We start from the raw sequence: 17,153 nt of genomic DNA on the forward strand, positions 1-17,153 counted from the left end.
TCACAATTTGCAAGGTTGAGCTGTAACCAAATATTCATTAAGTGGTCATTAAATTGACAAGCTGAAACAAGGCCCGCACCATCGGGTCAAACTCTATGCGGATGAACGATCTCTCCCTCACTCGCTCAAAGGATGAGCTTATATGAATCGCCCCTCCTCAGGCCGCCCCCGCGTTCTGAGTCTGCCCTCTCTGCTGCTTGCCCTGCTGGGCGGATTGCTGCTGCTGACCCTGTTGTTGCCGCTGATCAATCCCGGCAGCTGGCTGGGCCGCGCCCAGCCGCTGGTGCTGGGCCCCGCCGACAATCCACTGGCCACCCTCACCCGCCACGCCCTGCTCTATAAAAGCGACAGCCGCGGCCTCTATCTGGTGGTGCGGAGCCAATGGCAGTTGCGAGGGCCGCTGCAAGCGGGGGACAAGGTGCGGGTGGAGCTGCTCAACGACAAGGGGGAGCGGATCGACCAGCTCAGTCAAGCGGTGGATAAGCGTCAGGTGTGCCGCAATAACCGCTGTACTCTGGATCTCAACAGCACCCTGCGCGCCCCGGACGATGCGCTGGCCAGCCGTTATCAGCTGCGCATCGGTCTGCTGCTCAAAGATCGCCCCGAGAGCGGCGACTTCAGCCAGATCCTGCAAACCCTGCCGGAGCAGGGCTTCAACCTCACCTATCTGGTGGTGAGCCTGACGCTGGTGCTGGCCCTGAGCGCCGCCGTGCTCAAAACGGTGCTGCCAAAGCTGCGCCGCAGCCTGCGCTGGCGGATCATCGGCAGCCTGCTGCTCGGCAACCTCACCTTCGTGCTGTTGCACGGCTTCGTGGTGTTCAAGCTGGGGGAGTTTCTGCTCTGGTCAGGCTTTCGGCCGGAGCACTACTATCTCGCCTGGGGCAGCATGGTGCTGGGCTGGAGCCTCTGCGCGCTGGCGGGCTTCAACCTCTATATGGGGCTGGTCTTTACCGCGCTTTCCGGTATAGGCCTGCTCGCCAACTTTATGAAGATCGCCATCTACGGCGTGCCGCTCGGCGGGGACGATTTTGGCAACCTGCTGGCGCTGCTGCGGATCCTGCTCGACCAGCACCCCATCCTGCCCATCTTCACCGTGTTGCTGGCACTGTTTCTCTGCTGGCGCTTTGCCCTGTCACGCTGGGTGTTGCGCACTGCCGCCGCCACCGTCGCCTTCTTTGCCCTCTGCGTCTTTGCCACCCAGACCGGCAACAAGCTGCTGGGGGCCAACATTCGCTACGTGGATCGCGCGGTCAACTACCACAGGGACATCATCCGCTCCGGCCCCGGCCTCTATCTGTTCAATCTGGTGGACGAGATGCTGCAAAGCGGCAGCGTGTTTCGCTACCCCTTGCAGATCAACGAGCTGGCCCCGCAGCTGAGCTATCCGCCCCGTGGCATCACGCCGCGCTGGGATCTGGTGATCGTGCTGCAATATGAGTCGCTCTGGCTCGACTGGAAGGGGCGGATCTGCGCCCCGGCTCCCACCCTCTCCCTGCCCGCCAGCGTACAGCAGTGGCAAAAAACCATCCACTCCCCCACCACCGGCGGCATGACGGTGCTGGCGGAGTTCGAGATGAACACCGGCCTGCCGGTGGGCTTGCTCAAGCAGGGGGTGGTGCCCTACTACTACCTCTCGCAGCAGGTGCCGGGGCTGGCCCAGAGCGCCAGACAGAGCGGCTACCAGACCCTGTTCGCCCACCCCTATGTGGAAAAATTCTGGGGCCGCGCCAAGGCGATCCCGGCGCTCGGCTATGAGGAGCGCTGGTTCGACACCCGCTTCACCACCCTTGAGCACAAGGGACTCTATATCTCCGATGATGCGCTGATCGACCACATACTCAAGCGCAGCGAACAGGATGACAAACCGCTGTTTGCCTATGCGGTCACCATGCAGGGGCACGGCCCCTTCGATGGCCCCCGCTATCAGGGGCAGGAGCGCAGCGGCGCCTGCCCGAACCAGAGCGAGAGCGACACCCAGCTGCTCAACACCTATTACACAGGGGTGGTGGATGCCATGGCTTCGCTGGAGCGGCTGCTCAAGACCCTCGACCAGTCGGGCAAGCGCTATCTGGTGGTGGCCTTTGGTGATCACCAGCCGTTTTTGATGTCCGCCGGCAAGGGCATTCACGGTGACAAGCCGGCGCGCGATGCCACCTACCAGATCCCCATGATGGCCTTCACCCGCGCAGATGATCCCCTCAATCTGGCGACCCAGTTTGCGCCGGTGCGCCAGCTCTACCAGATGGGTCAGGCCACCCGCCAGCTGCTGGCGGGGGATATCACCCCCATCGAAGAGAAGCCCCTGCTCCATCCGGTGCTGGGGGAGGAGAAAGGCTTCGACCCATCAAGCCTGGTGCCGCAGATCCGCGCCAGCTTCCGGCCCGATGCCCTGCCCTGATCCCTCCACACAAAATGAGACAAGGCCGCATCCGCGGCCTTGTTTTTTGACATTCATTTAGCTCTCATTCTGCTCGCCACCAGGGCTCCAGTAGCGTGAGCTGCTGGCGGTCGAGATCAAGCGCCACCTCGATACCCAGCGGCAACGTCAGCATGGGGTGGGTATGGGCACAATCAAACTCCGCAAGGATAGGAAAGGTCGGCTCCCCCACTACCTCCAGCAGGATATCGAGCGGGCGTTTGCCACTGCCCTGCTCGTTGAACAGCTCGTGCTTGCCGAGGATAAGGGCGCCGATCCGATCAAACACCCCGCACAGCTTGAGATGGGCAAAAGAGCGCTCCAGCGTCTCGGCAGATTTCAGGCTGTCCTCCAGCAACAGAATGTCGCCGCGCTCGATGGCCGGCATATAGGGGGAACCCCAGATCCCCGCCATGGTGTTGAGGTTGCCGCCCATCAGCCGCCCCGCTACCCGACCTGTCCCCACCGAGATCAGCCGGTTGGGTTGGCACTGCTTGGCCCGGGTCTGATTTTCCCAATCGAGCCGCTCATCGCTCCATTGCGCGGGTGTGGGTAGCGTGCAGGGGACGCCAGCTTCATCGGCCAGCACAATCTGTAAAAAGCTGGCGAGCGTCTCATCCACCAGCGGCGGCAACTCGCCAAAGGAGGCCACCAGCGCCGGGCCATAAAAGGTAACCAGGCCAGTTTGGGCGTGGATGCCGAGCAGCAGCGCCGTCACGTCTGAGTAGCCAACGATGATCTTGGGATCGCGCCTCAGCGCCTCAAAATCGAGGTAGGGCAGCAGGGAGTTGGAGTTGCTGCCGCCAATCACCGACATGATGCAGCGCACTTCTGGGTCGCGAATAAGGGCGTTGAGCTCCTCGGCCCGCGCGGCGATGGAACCGGAGCGCCAGTTATCCTGCTGGCCGGTGAGGCTGCCCGCCTTGAGCCTAAAGCCCTGCCCCTCAAGAAAGGCTTTTGCGCGGGCAAAACGGGTGGGTGCCCAGGCGGTCGCCGCGCTGGAGGGGGAGAAAAAAGCGATGGTATCGCCACGTCGGAGCAGCGGGGGAACCAATAACGTCATGACACACTCATCCTTGCCAATATCCAGCCATCACAGAGTCGTTGAGACTCCTACACAACCCCTTTGATCACAACGGGTTTATCACCATCGTTTAGAAATACAAAACACTTGATTCATTATTAACAGATATTCTAAACACTATCCCCTTCCTAGAATGACCTCATTGCGATGGCCAACCCCGGTTGGTTGTCAGAACGGTCGGCCTGACAGCCCGAACGTTCTCTTTCCCACTTTTTCTCTCTGACTTATCAATGAGGTGCCTGTCATGAACAAAAACGCATCCCCCAGCGCATTGGTTGTAGAAGGCGGCGCCATGCGCGGCATATTTGCCAGCGGCGTACTGGATGCGTTTATCGAGCATGACTATCGCCCCTTTGACTTCGCCATCGGCGTCTCGGCGGGGGCCACCAACTTGCTGGCTTATCTCGCCAGCCAGCATGGCCGCAGCCACGAGATCCTGACCAAACTGGCGTGCAGCCAGCAGTTTATGGATCCCCTGCGCTTTGCCAAAGGAGGCAATCTGGTGGATATCCACTGGCTGTGGAACACCAGCTGCCGCAAGTATCCCCTCGACATTCACGCCTACCGGGAGACCGGCATCCCCTTCTATGCGGTGGTGACCAATACCCTGACCGGCAAGGCGGAGTACATCCGGGTCAAGCCGGAGAACATGAACGAGGTGCTGCCCGCCAGCTGCGCCATTCCCCTCGCCTCCCACGAATACCCGGAGGTACACGGGGTACCGATGACAGATGGCGGGGTGGCCGACTCCATCCCGGTGATCGAGGCCTACCGCCGCGGTGCCCGTCACCTGACGGTGATCCTCTCCGAGCCCCTTGGCTATCGGCTCAAGCCGATGCCCTTCCCCTGGATGATCCGTACCCTGCTCAAGACCCGTCCCGCGCTGGCACAGGCGCTGGAGCAGCGGGATCGCAGCTACAACGAGGCGCTCGATTTTATCGCCAATCCGCCGGAGGACTGCCAGATCGAGGTGATCGCCCCGGCAGACTACTTCCCCGTTTCCCGTTTCACCCGCGATATCAACAAGCTGGAGATGGGATACGTGATGGGCAAGTGCGCAGGCTATCAGGCCGCCCTGCTCAATTGATAAGGGTTTTACAGGCATGACCCGACCTGCAGCGACGCTCGCGCCGCCAACACAATAACAATCGGGTCAGTTGAGCAACATGAGTCATAAAAACAGACCGTGGCGAGGCAAGCGCGGCCAGAACCGGTGCCAGACACTCTTAGCTGCTTGCGCCTCATCCCTATGCCAGGGCATCTCACCCTCATACAAGGTGTTTATTTATGTCGTTTCTTCTCACCCATCCCGCGCTGGCGCAGCTGTTCGAGCGGCTGCTGCCCGATTACCGGATCATGGCGCCCGCGGCCGAATATCGGGGCGGCCGCTTCTCCGACACCGACAACGTCACCTACCACAGCATCCGTCATCCGGCCGATCTGGTGTGGCAGGAGAAGTCCCACTTCTCCCCAAAAGAGGTGGTGCTCCCCATCACCCAGACCCTGTTCCACTTCGACAATCTGGAGCTGCGCGAATCCAAGGTGGAGGCCAAGCCCACCCTGCTGTTCTTGCGCAGCTGCGATATCCACGCTCTGCGCAGGCTGGATCAGGTCTACCTGAAAAATGGCCAGAACAGCGACGTCTACTACGCCCGGCTGCGCAGCAAACTGAAGCTGGTGCTGCTGGAGTGCCGCGAGAGCTTCGAGAACTGCTTCTGCGTCTCCATGGGCAGTAACGAGACCCAGGACTACGCCGCCGCCATTCGTCTGAGCGATGAGGGTGCCCGCATCGAGGTGAAGGATCCCGAGCTGCTCGGCTACTTTGCCGAACTGGGTGAATCCGACGACTTCACCCCGGAGTTTGTCCAGAGCAACCCGGTCAAGGTACGCACCCCGGACAGCGTCTGTGACGACCCCCAGCGGATCCGCCAGATCCTCACCGCCCATCCGGTCTGGGCCGAGTACGACAGCCGCTGCATCGGCTGCGGCCGCTGCACCACCTCCTGCCCGACCTGCAGCTGCTACAGCGTGCACGACCTCACCTATGCGGAAAATCCCAAGCAGGGTGAGCGCCGTCGCCAGTGGGCCAGCTGCATGGTGGATGGCTTCAGCGACATGGCCGGTGGCCACGGTTTTCGCGCCAAGCATGGCGAGCGCCTGCGTTATCGCGCCCTGCACAAGGTCAACGACTACAAGGCCCGTCAGGGAGAGGAGCACATGTGCGTCGGCTGTGGCCGCTGCGACGATCGCTGCCCTCACTACATCTCCTTTAGCAACATCATCAACAAGATGACCGATGTGGTCGAACAGACCATCGCAGCCGACAACGCGCAGGGGGCGAACTGATATGTGCCAGTGCCAGCAAACCGCAACAGCAGAACCGCAGCAGGAAGCAGTCGAAAACCGCCTGCTGCCCAAGGCCTACACCATTCTGGCCATCGAGCGCCACACCGAGCTTGAGTGGAACTTTCGGGTCTCCCGCGACTTTGATGTCCACTACGGCCAGTTTGTGGAGATCTCCCTGCCCACCGTCGGCGAAGCGCCCATCTCGGTCTCCGACTATGGCGATGGTTATGTGGATCTGTTGATCCGAAAGGTCGGCAAGGTGACCGATGCGCTGTTTGCCCTCGATGTGGGCGACAAGGTGTGGATGCGCGGCGTCCACGGCAACGGCTATCCGCTGGAGACCTACCGCAACCAGCACCTCATCGTGGTGGCGGGCGGTACCGGCGTCGCACCGGTCAAGGGGCTGCTGCGCCGCTTCAGCAAACATCCGGAAGAGGTGAAATCCCTCGACATGATCCTCGGCTTCAAGAACGAGCAGGCGGTGCTCTATCGCTACGAGATGCCGCTCTGGGCCGAGCAGCAGAACCTCATCGTCACCCTGGACGAGGGCAAGGAGAGCGAGCAGTTTCGTATCGGCCGGGTCACCGACTACATCGACCAGCTGGATCTCGCTGACAAGGAGGATATCCAGGTGATCGTGGTCGGCCCCCCCATCATGATCCGCTTCGTGGTGCTTGCCTTCCTCGAACGGGGCATCCCCAAGGATCGCATCTGGGTCGACTACGAACGCCGCATGGCCTGCGCCGTGGGCAAATGCGGCCACTGCCGGATGGGCGACACCTATATCTGCGTGGATGGACCGGTCTTTCGTTTTGACCAGGCCCAGCATCTGATCGACTGAGGGAGAACACCATGAGTCTCGATATCGACATCATCAAGGCCCGCGCCAAGAACGAATACCGCCTCTCCAAGGTGCGCGGCGAAGCGATGATCAGCGTACGCATTCCCGGCGGGATCATGCCCGCGCACCTGCTGGCAGTGGCCCAGCAGATCGCCGAACAGTATGGCAACGGCCTGATCCACCTCACCACCCGCCAGAAGCTGGCGATGCCCGGCATCAAGTATCAGGACATGGACAAGGTCAACGCCGCCCTCGAACCCTTTATCAAGGAGATCGAGGTGGAGACCTGCGGCATCGAGGTAGAGGACACCACAGCCGGTTACCAGACCATCGGCGGGCGCAACATCGTCGCCTGTCAGGGCAACACCATCTGCCAGAAGGGCAATATCGACTGCACCGGGCTGGCCCAACGGATGGAGAAGCACCTCTACCCCAACCCTTATCACCTCAAGATGGTGATCGCCGGCTGTCCCAACGACTGCGCCAAGGCCAACATGGCCGACTTCGGCATCCTCGGCATCGCCAAAATCCACTTCAATGCCGAGCGCTGTATCGGCTGCGGCGCCTGCGTCAAGGCGTGCAGCCACCACGCGGTCGATTGCCTCGCCATCAAGCATGGCAAGGCGGTCAAGGAGGAGAGCAAGTGCATCGGCTGTGGCGAGTGCGTGCTGGCCTGTCCGACCCTGGCCTGGCAGCGGGATCCCAAGCAGCTCTACATGGTCAAGCTGGGGGGACGCACCAGCAAGAAGACCCCCCGTACTGGCAAGCTGTTCCTCAACTGGGTCACCGAAGAGGTGCTGCACGCAGTGATCAAGAACCTGTTCGAGTTCGAGGCCGAGATGCTGGATGGCAAACCCATCTATCTGCACATGGGTCACCTTATCGACCGGGCCGGTTATCACAAGTTCAAGGAGCGGGTGCTGCGCGGCGTCACCCTCAACCCGGAAGCCATGGTCGCTGACCGCATCTTCTGGGCCGAAGATCAGTACGTCGCCAACATGCACGTCAAAGCGGTGCAATAGGAAAAACCTCGTTTGGGGAAGCGTGATCAAGTGGCCGACACCGGTGGGGATCTGTCGTTGGCCCGGGCGTAGATCACCCTTCCCCTTTTTTATTCCCGTCGGGGGATCTTTCCCCCGACTATCCGGGGTGCGTCACGGCGTGCCCTGCTATCTCGCCCGGCGCGGCATTGCGAGCGGGCCAGCATCCGGAGCCTGTTATGGACTTTCTCCCTCTCTTCTGTCAGCTGCAAAACAAGCCGGTTCTGATCGTCGGCGGCGGTGAGGTGGCGGTGCGCAAGGCGCGCCTGCTGCTCGATGCCAAGGCGAAGATCACCATCAATGCCCCGCACCTGGAACCCCAGCTGATGAGCTGGGCCGAGCAGGGACGGCTGACCGTCTGCGCCGCCGGCTTTCACCCCGAGCTGCTCGATGGCAAGTGGCTGGTGATCGCCGCCACCAACCAGCCAGAGGTCAACCAGCAGGTCTTCAACGAAGCAAGCCTGCGCCAGATCTTCTGCAATGTGGTGGACTCTCCGGCCCACTGCAGCGCCATCATGCCCGCGATCATTGACCGCTCGCCGCTGATGGTGGCCATCTCCAGCGCAGGTGCGGCGCCGGTACTGAGCCGCCAGCTGCGGGAAAAACTCGAAGCCATGCTACCGCAACACCTCGGCCAGCTCGCGGCGCTGGCAGGCAAGCTGCGCGAGCGGGTCAAACTCATTCCGGACAAGCTGGCCCGCCGCCGCTTCTGGGAGCGGCTCTTTAGCCATGAGCGACTGGCATGCCAGCTGGCCCGCGGCCAGCAACAGGCCGCCGAGCAGAGCGTCGCCGAGCTACTCGATGAGCAACCACAGAGCAAGGGAAGCGTCATCCTGGTGGGCGCGGGCCCCGGCGATGCGGGGCTGCTCACCTTAAGCGGCTTGCAGCAGTTGCAACAGGCGGATGTGGTGGTCTATGACCGGCTGGTCTCGCAGGAGGTGCTGGCACTTGTTCGCCGGGATGCCGAGCGGATCTTTGTTGGCAAGGAGGCGGGCCGCCACTGTGTGCCCCAGCAGGCGATCAACCAGCTGTTGCTGGAACAAGCGCAGCTGGGCAAACAGGTGGTGCGGCTCAAGGGGGGCGATCCCTTTATCTTTGGCCGTGGCGGTGAGGAGCTGGAGACCCTGGCCGAGGCGGGCATCCCCTTCTCGGTGGTACCGGGCATTACGGCAGCCTCAGGCTGCGCCGCCTACAGCGGCATTCCCCTCACCCACCGCGATCACGCCCAGCGAGTGCAGTTCATCACCGGCCACGACAAGGAGGGCAATATCGCCCAGGAGTGGTCGGCGCTGGCCGCCCCACGCCAGACCCTGGTCTTCTACATGGGGCTGGCCCACGCCGCCCGCATTCAGGATGCGCTGCAAACCCACGGCATGCCCGGCCACACCCCGGTGGCGCTGGTGGAGCAAGGCACCCAGCTCAGCCAGCGGGTGGTGCGCGGCGAGCTGCAGCAGTTGGCCGAACTGGCCCGTCAGGTGAAGAGCCCGAGTCTCATCATCATCGGCTCGGTGGTCACTCTGGCCGACAAGCTGGACTGGTATGGGGAAGCCAACGCCATCCACGGCATCTAACCCCGCACGGCGATCACCCAATAGAGACAACAAAACAGAGAGCGGCCATGCCGCTCTCTGTTTTTTGCATCAATGACCAAGCCGTGGCACGGCGTGTCTGTTACTCGAGCCGGATGGGGCCGGTATTCTGAACATCGCTGTCATTCCAGTCGCTCTCATCGCGAATGCGCGGATCCCCCTGCAAGGTGTAGAGGATGGTGCCCTGACGAAACTGCAGCGCACCATCGGCCCGTTTCGCCTTCACCTTGACTCCGTTGACCCACACCTGCTCCTTGCCATCCACCTGAATATTGGCCACCGTGGCGCCTGTCTCGCGGTTTTTGGCGATCCACTTGCCCTGATAGGGCGAGTCCCCCTTGGCCATCGGCAGTGCGGCTGCCTTGCCCGCCGACCAGGCGTGCACGGTGCAAAAGCCGTGGGCCCGGCGATCATGCTTGATGACGTAATCCAGGGTGGGTTCGCTGGCGGGCAGATCGAAGGTGATCCCGATGACCACCTTGCCGTTTGTGGCCGAATAGGCGGCGGGCGCCAGTGTTTTCAGGGTCGCCTTCTTGCCATTGATAAAGACGTTGCCCCCTTGTGACTTGACCCGGATATCGGTGGGACAGGTGGCGCTGAAATTTGGCAGCGCCGCGAGGGCACTGCCGGCATGGGCGGTCATGGCCAACATGACAAGGGTCAGCAGAGCAGGTTTTAGATTCATAGTGATACGCCTTCAAGAGAAGAGAACCTCGTCCGTGAGCGGTGTCGTTCCTGATGGCGGCACTCTAGCTTGACCCTCTCGGGCTACCCAGTTAAAAAAAATAAAACCGGTCAGTGGAATTATTAATAAATATAAATATTTAAAATCAATAGGTTGAGTGACAACCCCGCCAGCCGCCACGTATCAGACAGGCAATAAAAAAGCCGATAACCCGGTTATCGGCTCATTGCCCATGCAGAAGTGGATGCCCGATCAGACCACCACGGCGGTGCCACTGATGCTGACCATCAGCATGCTGCCATTTTGCCCCACCACTTCGTAGTCGATATCGATGCCGACCACCGCATTGGCGCCAAGGGCGGCGGCGCGCTCTTTCAGCTCATCGAAAGCGATCTCGCGGGCACGGGCCAGCTCTTTTTCATAGGCACCGGAGCGGCCGCCGATGATGTCGCGGATCCCGGCAAAGAGATCCTTGAAAATGTTGGCGCCGAGAATGGCTTCGCCTACCACTATGCCGCGGTATTCACGAATGGTTTTGCCTTCCAGCGTGGGGGTCGTCGAGAGGATCATCTTGAACTCCTGTGAGTAGCAGAAGGGCTCAGACTACCCCAACTGCCCGAAAATCCCAACCGGGGGGTGACCTGTACGACGCCGTCCTTAAAAATCACGACGGCCAGATAAAAAAACACCGCGCACGGGGCGCGGTGTTTGTTTCAGAGGGCCATTGCCAACGGCAAGCCGTCACGGATTGTAAGAGACCACTGAGCCACTGAGGCCGGTCATCTGGGAGATCCGCCCCTGCATCCCCTGCAGTTTGGCCTTGGAGACATCCGGTCCGATAAAGACCCGGTTGAGCTGACCCTGCACCGGTGTGCGCGGCGAGGTGTGGGCAGAGTAGCCCGCCGCTCGCAGCTTGCTCACCAGCGCGTTGACGCTGTCGACGTTCTTGAAGGCGCCAAGCTGGAGGATCCAGCTACCCTGTGCCGGTGCCGCAGCAGGCGCGGGTGTGGTCGGCTGGGTCATCTTGCTTTCAATCAGATCGTCGAGGGACTTGATCTGACCCGCCTGCGGCTTGGCCGGTGCGGGCGCCTTGGCCACTTCAACCGGTTTGGCTGGCGTCGGCTTGGGTGCTGGCTTGGGCGGTTCGACCGGTTTTTTGGCCACCACTTCCGGCTTGGGCTGTGGCTTGGGTTGGACATTCTGTTGCGGCTGGACCGGCGCCGGTGCGGCAGGGGTTGTCGCCGGTTGCGCACCGTTGCCCTGACCGGCGAGGGTCATGGGGTCAGCCACCTCTTCCACTTGCCACTGTTGGGCCGCAGAGGCCTGTTGCTGGCTGGCCAGATGATCGGCGGGCAGGCTGCTGGCTGCCGAGACCTGCAGCGCAGGCTTGGCAGGCTCCAGCTCGGGGCGCAGCGGGATCTTGGCAAAGGCCTCCTCCTTTTGTGCCAGCTTGTGACCATCCAGCAAGTCCGGCAGGAAAATAACAACCAGGGCCACCAGGATGACGGTGCCCACCAGACGGTTTTGAAACTTCGAGGCCAAGTTGAATCCTACCTTTACGTAACTCAATATGCGATTTGGCTCCCCGCCCGAGGGCCGGGGAGCCGGGGTGTGGCCTAGACGGCGACACCCGCCAGAATGTCGGCGACAGTGTAAAACGAACCAAACACAATGACCATATCGTCCGGACTCGATGCGGCCAACGCTGCCTGATAAGCGGCGCTGACATCATCAAACTCCCTGGCAGGGCCCTTGCCCTCTCCCAACGCCGCAGCCAGTTGCGCAGCGGTGGCGGCGCGCGGGCCGGTGAGGCTGGCCAGATACCACTCGCCGATCAGACCATCGAGTTCGGCAAGGGATCCCGCCATGTCCTTGTCTTTGAGCATGCCGACCACGGCACGGCGTACACCCGCGCAGGGCATCTTGCGCAATTGCGCGGCCAGATAGGCTGCCGAATGGGGGTTATGGGCCACATCGACGATCACCAGCGGCGCACTTTGCAGCTGCTGCATCCGGCCAGCCAGCCGGGCATTGGCCAGCCCGTCACGAATGGCGGACTCCGGCAGCGGCAAGCCGAGGGATTCCAGCGCCGCCAGCACGGTCACCGCGTTCATCAGCGGCAGCGCTGGTTTTGGCAGATCCCGCCACTGGTTGAGGCCGTGATAATCCCAACCGCTCTCGTGCTCATCGCCACGAAAATCGATACCGACCTGACGCAGGTTTGCGCCAATACGCTGGGCTTCGCTGGCGATAGTCGCAGGCGGATTGGGCTCGCCACTGATGGCGGGTTTACCGGCGCGATAGACCCCAGCCTTCTCCACCGCTACCGCTTCGCGGGTATCACCCAGCCAGTCGCAGTGATCGAGGGCAATGGAGGTGATCATCGCCACATCGGACTCCACCACGTTGGTGGCGTCGAGCCGACCGCCCAGTCCCACTTCCAGCAGCAGCACATCGGGGGCGGCGCGGCAGAAGAGCCACAAGCCAGCCAGGGTGGCGAACTCGAAGAAGGTAAGGGCAATCTCGCCACGCGCCGCTTCCACTTCGGCAAAAGCGGCGCAGTGATCGCTGTCGGACAGCTCTTGCCCGTTGACCCGCACCCGCTCGGTAAAGCGCAGCAGATGTGGCGAGGAGTAGACGCCGACCTTGTAGCCTGCGGTCATCAGAATGCTGGCCGCCATGGCACAGCTGGAGCCTTTGCCGTTGGTGCCCGCCACCGTGATCACCTTGAACGGCAGCTGGGTGAGACCCATGCGCCGGGCGACAGCACCGACCCGATCCAGCCCCATGTCGATATTGACCGGATGGATCTGCTCCAAATAAGAAAGCCAGTCGACAAGCGACCGGCTTTGGGATTGTTGCATGTTTGAACTCATCTTCACTCTTCGATGACGTGAGTATTCAGCATTTTGGCGAGCAGGCTGGCCAGACGGTTACGCATTTCGCGGCGATCGATGATGATATCGATGGCACCCTTTTCCAGCAGGAACTCGGAGCGCTGGAAGCCTTCCGGCAGCTTCTCGCGCACGGTCTGCTCGATAACACGCGGACCTGCAAAGCCGATCAGCGCCTTGGGCTCGCCCACGTTGATGTCACCCAGCATCGCCAAACTGGCAGAGACGCCACCCATGGTGGGGTCGGTCAGCACGGAGATATAGGGCAGGCCCGCCTTGGTGAGTCGGTCCAGCGCTGCACTGGTCTTGGCCATCTGCATCAGGGAGAAGAGGGCTTCCTGCATGCGAGCACCACCAGAGGCGGAGAAGCAGACCAGGCCACGGCCTTCCTTGATGCACTCCTCGACGGCGCGTACAAAGCGGGCACCGACCACGGAGGCCATGGAGCCACCCATGAAGGAGAATTCGAACGAACAGGCGACAACCGGTACCCCTTTGAGGGTCCCTTTCATCACCACCAGCGCATCTTTCTCCGCCGTCTCTTTCTGAGCGGCAGACAAACGATCCTTGTAGCGCTTGGAATCCTTGAATTTCAGTACATCCTGCGGCTCCAGCTCGGCACCGATCTCGGTACGACCCTGCTCATCGAGGAAGCTCTCGAGACGGGCGCGGGCGCTGATGCGCATATGATGATCACACTTGGGGCACACTTCGAGGTTGCGCTCCAACTCTGCCCGGTAGAGCACCTGTTCACAAGCACTGCACTTGGTCCACACCCCTTCCGGAATGTTGTGACGACGGGGCGCAGTGATCTTGCTCTTGGGAAGAATCTTCTCAAGCCAGCTCATGGAATTCCTTAATGCTTTTGTGCCTGACAAAACGCATCGAGCCTAGATTGTTCAATGACTTAATAGCTCGATGGCAACAAATGACGGGTCATTAAACCACAATTTTTCGGGCGCAGTTACTAAAAACTGGTCGTACCCGGTGCCGAGTCCGGCAGCCACAGCGGGCCGAGCGGCAACTGCGGCAGAGCAAACTCGGCCGGGTAATCCACGTCGACCAGATAGAGGCCACCGGCCTTGGCGGTCGGCCCGGCCAGATTGCGATCCTTGGCAGCCAGCACCTCGGCAATCCACTCCACCGGTTTGAGCCCCTGCCCCACCAGCAGCAGGGAGCCGGTGATGTTGCGCACCATATGGTGCAGGAAGGCGTTGGCCTTGATGTCGAGCACGATGTAGGGGCCGGAGCGGCTGACACACAGATGGGTCACATTGCGCCACGGGGTGTTGGATTGGCAGGCGACGGCACGGAAGGTGCTGAAGTCGTGCTCCCCCAGCAGGCTCTGGCCCGCCTGGTGCATCAACTCGGCATCGATGGTCTCGTGGTAGTGGCTGACGCCACTGCCGAGGATCGCCGGCCGGTAGTTGTGGTTGTAGATGACATAGCGGTAGCGACGGGCGGTGGCGCTGAAGCGGGCGTGGAAGCTCTCGTCCACCTGCTTGACCCAGCGCACGGCGATATCCGGCGGCAGGTTGGAATTGAGCCCCAGGGTCCAGGCCCCTTCGGCACGGTTCGCCTCGGTATCGAAGTGGATCACCTGACCGGTCGCATGGACACCGGCATCGGTGCGTCCGGCACACTGGATGGAGACAGGATGGTTGGCAATCCGGCTCAGCGCCGTCTCCAGTTCAGCCTGCACGCTGATCACTTCACGCTGACGCTGCCAGCCGAAATACCGGCTGCCGTCATATTCAATACCTAGGGCAATTCGCATGGATAAACTTGTCTTGTTGTGAAAACGCAGTGAAAGAAACGGGGCGGATTATACGCGCTCAGCCCGAAAAGTCCCACCACGCGCGCAATTGGCCTGGATTGCGAGCCTGCGCGGCCATACTCGCACCGTCGCAACTCGCCAAAAGAAGAGGGCAGCCTGCTGGCTGCCCCCGTTTTGCTGACCCCGTAATGGGGAATGCTTTAGCCCAACCGCTTGAGTAACTTCTCGGCTTCGGCGCGCTGGTGATCGCTACCCTGTTCCGCCGCCTCTTGCAGCAGCTCGCGAGCGCTATCCTTGTCATCAATCTCGAGGTATGCACGGGCCAGATCCAGCTTGGCACCCACACCGCCGTCGTCGGCATCCACGTCAAATCCGGTGGATTCCGGCAGCACCTCGGGGAAGCCATCGAGCCCCACATCCAGCGAGAAGCCCTGATACGGCTCCTGCTCCGGCGCGGTGGCATCCGCTTCAGCCAGCAGCTTGTCAATCTCGACGTAGCCGCTCTCCTGCGCCTGCTCACGGGGTTGAACATCTGCCGGATGAGACTCCACCTCGGCAAACGCATCTTCGAAATCGGAGAGCGCCAGCTCGTTGGGATCCCACTCCAGATCCAGCTCCGCTTCCTTCGCCTTGACAGGCTCAAGACCGAGCTCGGCCAGCATGGCATCCGCACTCTCGTCAGCGTCCTCTGCGGCACTGAGATCAATGGCGTTATCATCTTTGCCAGCAGCAGGCTCGTCGAGGGCACTGTCGAAATCACCGAGATCGAAGCTCGCCAGACCGTCGTCAGCGGCGCCGACTTCGTCGATGGAGCTCAAATCGGGCTCGAGGTCGGCGGAGAGATCCGCATCCAGCTCGGCAAACAGGGCTGCCTGCAGCTCCTCTTCGCTCATGATCTCGTCAGCGGCCTTGGGCTTGGGGTTGAACTCGCTGGCCAGATCCATGGCGGGCTCGTTGGCCAGCGCAATGGGCTCATCCAGCGAGAGATCGAGATCCGGCACCAGATCCGGGTCACGACTGGCTGGCTGGGCCGCCATCCGCTCGGGCTCAAAGCCCTGCAGCTCCATCTCGCCCTCGTCACTGAACACCAGATCGACATCCGGCTTGGCGGCCGGCTCGTCAGACTCCATCGGCATAAAGCCATCCGGTGTGTTGAGATCCGGCACCGGGCGCACCGGCTCGTTGTCGGTCACATCGACGCTCAGCAGATCATCAAACTCGCTCTGCTCCTGATCCATCATCATGGCGGTGGATTCGGAGAGACTCTTCTCCTGCTCTTCCAGTTCGCGGCGAGCACGGGCACGCAGCCACAGAGTCACCAGTGCCAATACCAGCAGCACCGGCAGCAGGATGATCATGGCGAGGTTGAGCGGCGAGGAGAGCAGATCCATCAACCAGTTTTTCTCAGGCTCAGGCTCGGCTGCCACCGGCGGGACCGGTTGCGCCTTGAGCTCGGCAATCTCTTTTTGCAGCGCGGTCTGATCCTGCAGCTGGGCCTTGAGGGTCTCCACCTCTTCGGTCAGGGATTGCAGACGCAGCTTGAGCCTGTGGTTCATCTCGGTCACCTGGCCGAGCTGGGCATTGGCATCTTCCAGTGCCAGCGCCATCTCGGTAGCCGGTTTGCCCACCGGTTTATCCAGATCGGAAGGCAGAGGCGCTGGTGTGGTGCCTTCTGCTGCGCTCGGAGCAGGTGCTACCGCCTCTTTCGGCGCAGGCTCGCTCACCTTGGCCACTTCTTTGGTTTCAGCCGCCGCTTGCGGTGCCACCACCGGGGCTGGAATGGGGGCGGCTTTCGCCACTGGCAGCGGCGCAGGCGCAGCCTTCACCGACTCGGTCTTGACGGCTTCAACCTTCGCGGGTTTGGCGGCAGCCGGTTTGGCGGTATGGGCCTGCTTGTCAGCCAGATATTTGGGGCTTAACCCCTTCCAGCTGGCGTTGTCGCTGCGGAACTTGGCGCGAGCCTGAGCATCAGTAATGACGCTCGCCTCGGCCGCGGTCGGCAGCAGAATGCGGGATCCCACCAGAATGTGGTTGATATTGCCATCGGCGAAACTGCGGGGGTTTTTCTCGTAAATCGCCACCATGGTCTGGTAGACGCTGACCCGATTGGAGGGGCGATATTTGCTCGCCAGGCTCCAGAGGGTATCGGTCGGACGAACAGGGCCATAGCTACCGGCATTGGCAGTGACCTGACGCACCACCGGCTGGGCGGTTGTACGCACCGGTTGTGCGACGGGTCTGGCGACCGGCTGCGCCAGCGGCTGGGAATTGACGGCGGGAGGTGCGGGTTCGTCAGGGCCTTTTAGCTCGACAAAAAAAGGCTCCCGCGCCGAGTCTTCAGCCTGGACGGTGCCCAGCAGACCCAATGCGAGTAGCGTTGCCAATGTTATGCGGGAATGTCCCATATTCGTTCCTTCGTATGACGGCCCTATCACATTGAAAAATCTGGATAGTTACCCCAAAACAGTCGGTTCAATATAA

The 17,153-nt window shown here is 61.5% G+C and carries 14 protein-coding genes; 6 read left to right on the forward strand and 8 right to left on the reverse strand.

Going from position 1 to position 17,153, the window contains the following annotated elements; all coding sequences use genetic code 11:
• The first annotated feature begins 142 nt into the window (after positions 1-142).
• Complete coding sequence (locus tag AB5Y76_RS02730; protein WP_263717348.1) at positions 143-2,398, forward strand: LTA synthase family protein; 2,256 nt, start codon at positions 143-145, stop codon at positions 2,396-2,398.
• Between the two features lie 64 nt (positions 2,399-2,462).
• Here the strand turns inward: AB5Y76_RS02730 and AB5Y76_RS02735 are convergent, their stop codons facing one another.
• Positions 2,463-3,479, reverse strand: coding sequence for a S66 peptidase family protein (locus tag AB5Y76_RS02735; RefSeq protein WP_263717349.1), 1,017 nt, complete (start codon positions 3,477-3,479; stop codon positions 2,463-2,465).
• A gap of 265 nt (positions 3,480-3,744) precedes the next feature.
• Between AB5Y76_RS02735 and AB5Y76_RS02740 the strand changes: the two genes are divergently transcribed.
• From AB5Y76_RS02740 to cysG, 5 genes are all read left to right on the forward strand, one after another.
• Positions 3,745-4,587, forward strand: coding sequence for a patatin family protein (locus AB5Y76_RS02740; protein ID WP_005333746.1), 843 nt, complete (start codon positions 3,745-3,747; stop codon positions 4,585-4,587).
• A 200-nt stretch (positions 4,588-4,787) separates the two neighbouring features.
• Positions 4,788-5,846, forward strand: a complete 1,059-nt coding sequence (gene asrA / locus AB5Y76_RS02745; protein WP_043819574.1) for an anaerobic sulfite reductase subunit AsrA — start codon at positions 4,788-4,790, stop codon at positions 5,844-5,846.
• Between the two features lies 1 nt (position 5,847).
• Positions 5,848-6,687 carry an anaerobic sulfite reductase subunit AsrB gene (gene asrB, locus AB5Y76_RS02750; protein WP_263717350.1) on the forward strand — a complete coding sequence of 280 codons (840 nt, stop codon included), beginning with the start codon at positions 5,848-5,850 and terminating at the stop codon, positions 6,685-6,687.
• A gap of 11 nt (positions 6,688-6,698) precedes the next feature.
• Positions 6,699-7,709 carry a sulfite reductase subunit C gene (gene asrC / locus AB5Y76_RS02755; RefSeq protein ID WP_040066440.1) on the forward strand — a complete coding sequence of 337 codons (1,011 nt, stop codon included), beginning with the start codon at positions 6,699-6,701 and terminating at the stop codon, positions 7,707-7,709.
• A gap of 197 nt (positions 7,710-7,906) precedes the next feature.
• Positions 7,907-9,298: a siroheme synthase CysG gene (gene cysG, locus AB5Y76_RS02760; protein WP_263717351.1), complete on the forward strand. Its 1,392-nt coding sequence runs from the start codon at positions 7,907-7,909 to the stop codon at positions 9,296-9,298.
• 100 nt (positions 9,299-9,398) lie between these two features.
• Here the strand turns inward: cysG and AB5Y76_RS02765 are convergent, their stop codons facing one another.
• The 7 genes from AB5Y76_RS02765 to AB5Y76_RS02795 form a co-directional block, all read right to left on the reverse strand.
• Positions 9,399-10,001, reverse strand: a complete 603-nt coding sequence (locus AB5Y76_RS02765) for a hypothetical protein (protein ID WP_236356557.1) — start codon at positions 9,999-10,001, stop codon at positions 9,399-9,401.
• 252 nt (positions 10,002-10,253) lie between these two features.
• Positions 10,254-10,571: a heavy metal-binding domain-containing protein gene (locus tag AB5Y76_RS02770; RefSeq protein WP_005333757.1), complete on the reverse strand. Its 318-nt coding sequence runs from the start codon at positions 10,569-10,571 to the stop codon at positions 10,254-10,256.
• 171 nt (positions 10,572-10,742) lie between these two features.
• Positions 10,743-11,543, reverse strand: coding sequence for a cell division protein DedD (gene dedD / locus AB5Y76_RS02775; RefSeq protein ID WP_263717352.1), 801 nt, complete (start codon positions 11,541-11,543; stop codon positions 10,743-10,745).
• Between the two features lie 74 nt (positions 11,544-11,617).
• A complete protein-coding gene (gene folC / locus AB5Y76_RS02780; protein WP_263717353.1) occupies positions 11,618-12,877 on the reverse strand; it encodes a bifunctional tetrahydrofolate synthase/dihydrofolate synthase in 1,260 nt (419 codons plus the stop codon).
• Positions 12,878-12,879: 2 nt separating this feature from the next.
• Positions 12,880-13,743 (reverse strand): acetyl-CoA carboxylase, carboxyltransferase subunit beta, encoded by an 864-nt coding sequence (gene accD, locus AB5Y76_RS02785; RefSeq protein WP_005333765.1) that lies wholly within the window; start codon positions 13,741-13,743, stop codon positions 12,880-12,882.
• A 119-nt stretch (positions 13,744-13,862) separates the two neighbouring features.
• Entirely contained in the window at positions 13,863-14,672 is an 810-nt protein-coding gene (gene truA, locus AB5Y76_RS02790; RefSeq protein WP_040066446.1) for a tRNA pseudouridine(38-40) synthase TruA, read from the reverse strand.
• Between the two features lie 200 nt (positions 14,673-14,872).
• Entirely contained in the window at positions 14,873-17,077 is a 2,205-nt protein-coding gene (locus AB5Y76_RS02795; protein WP_263717354.1) for a FimV/HubP family polar landmark protein, read from the reverse strand.
• Between the last annotated feature and the right edge of the window lie 76 nt (positions 17,078-17,153).

Origin of the sequence: Aeromonas sp. R1-2 (genome assembly GCF_040908505.1) — a bacterium.
Taxonomy (GTDB): domain Bacteria; phylum Pseudomonadota; class Gammaproteobacteria; order Enterobacterales; family Aeromonadaceae; genus Aeromonas; species Aeromonas veronii.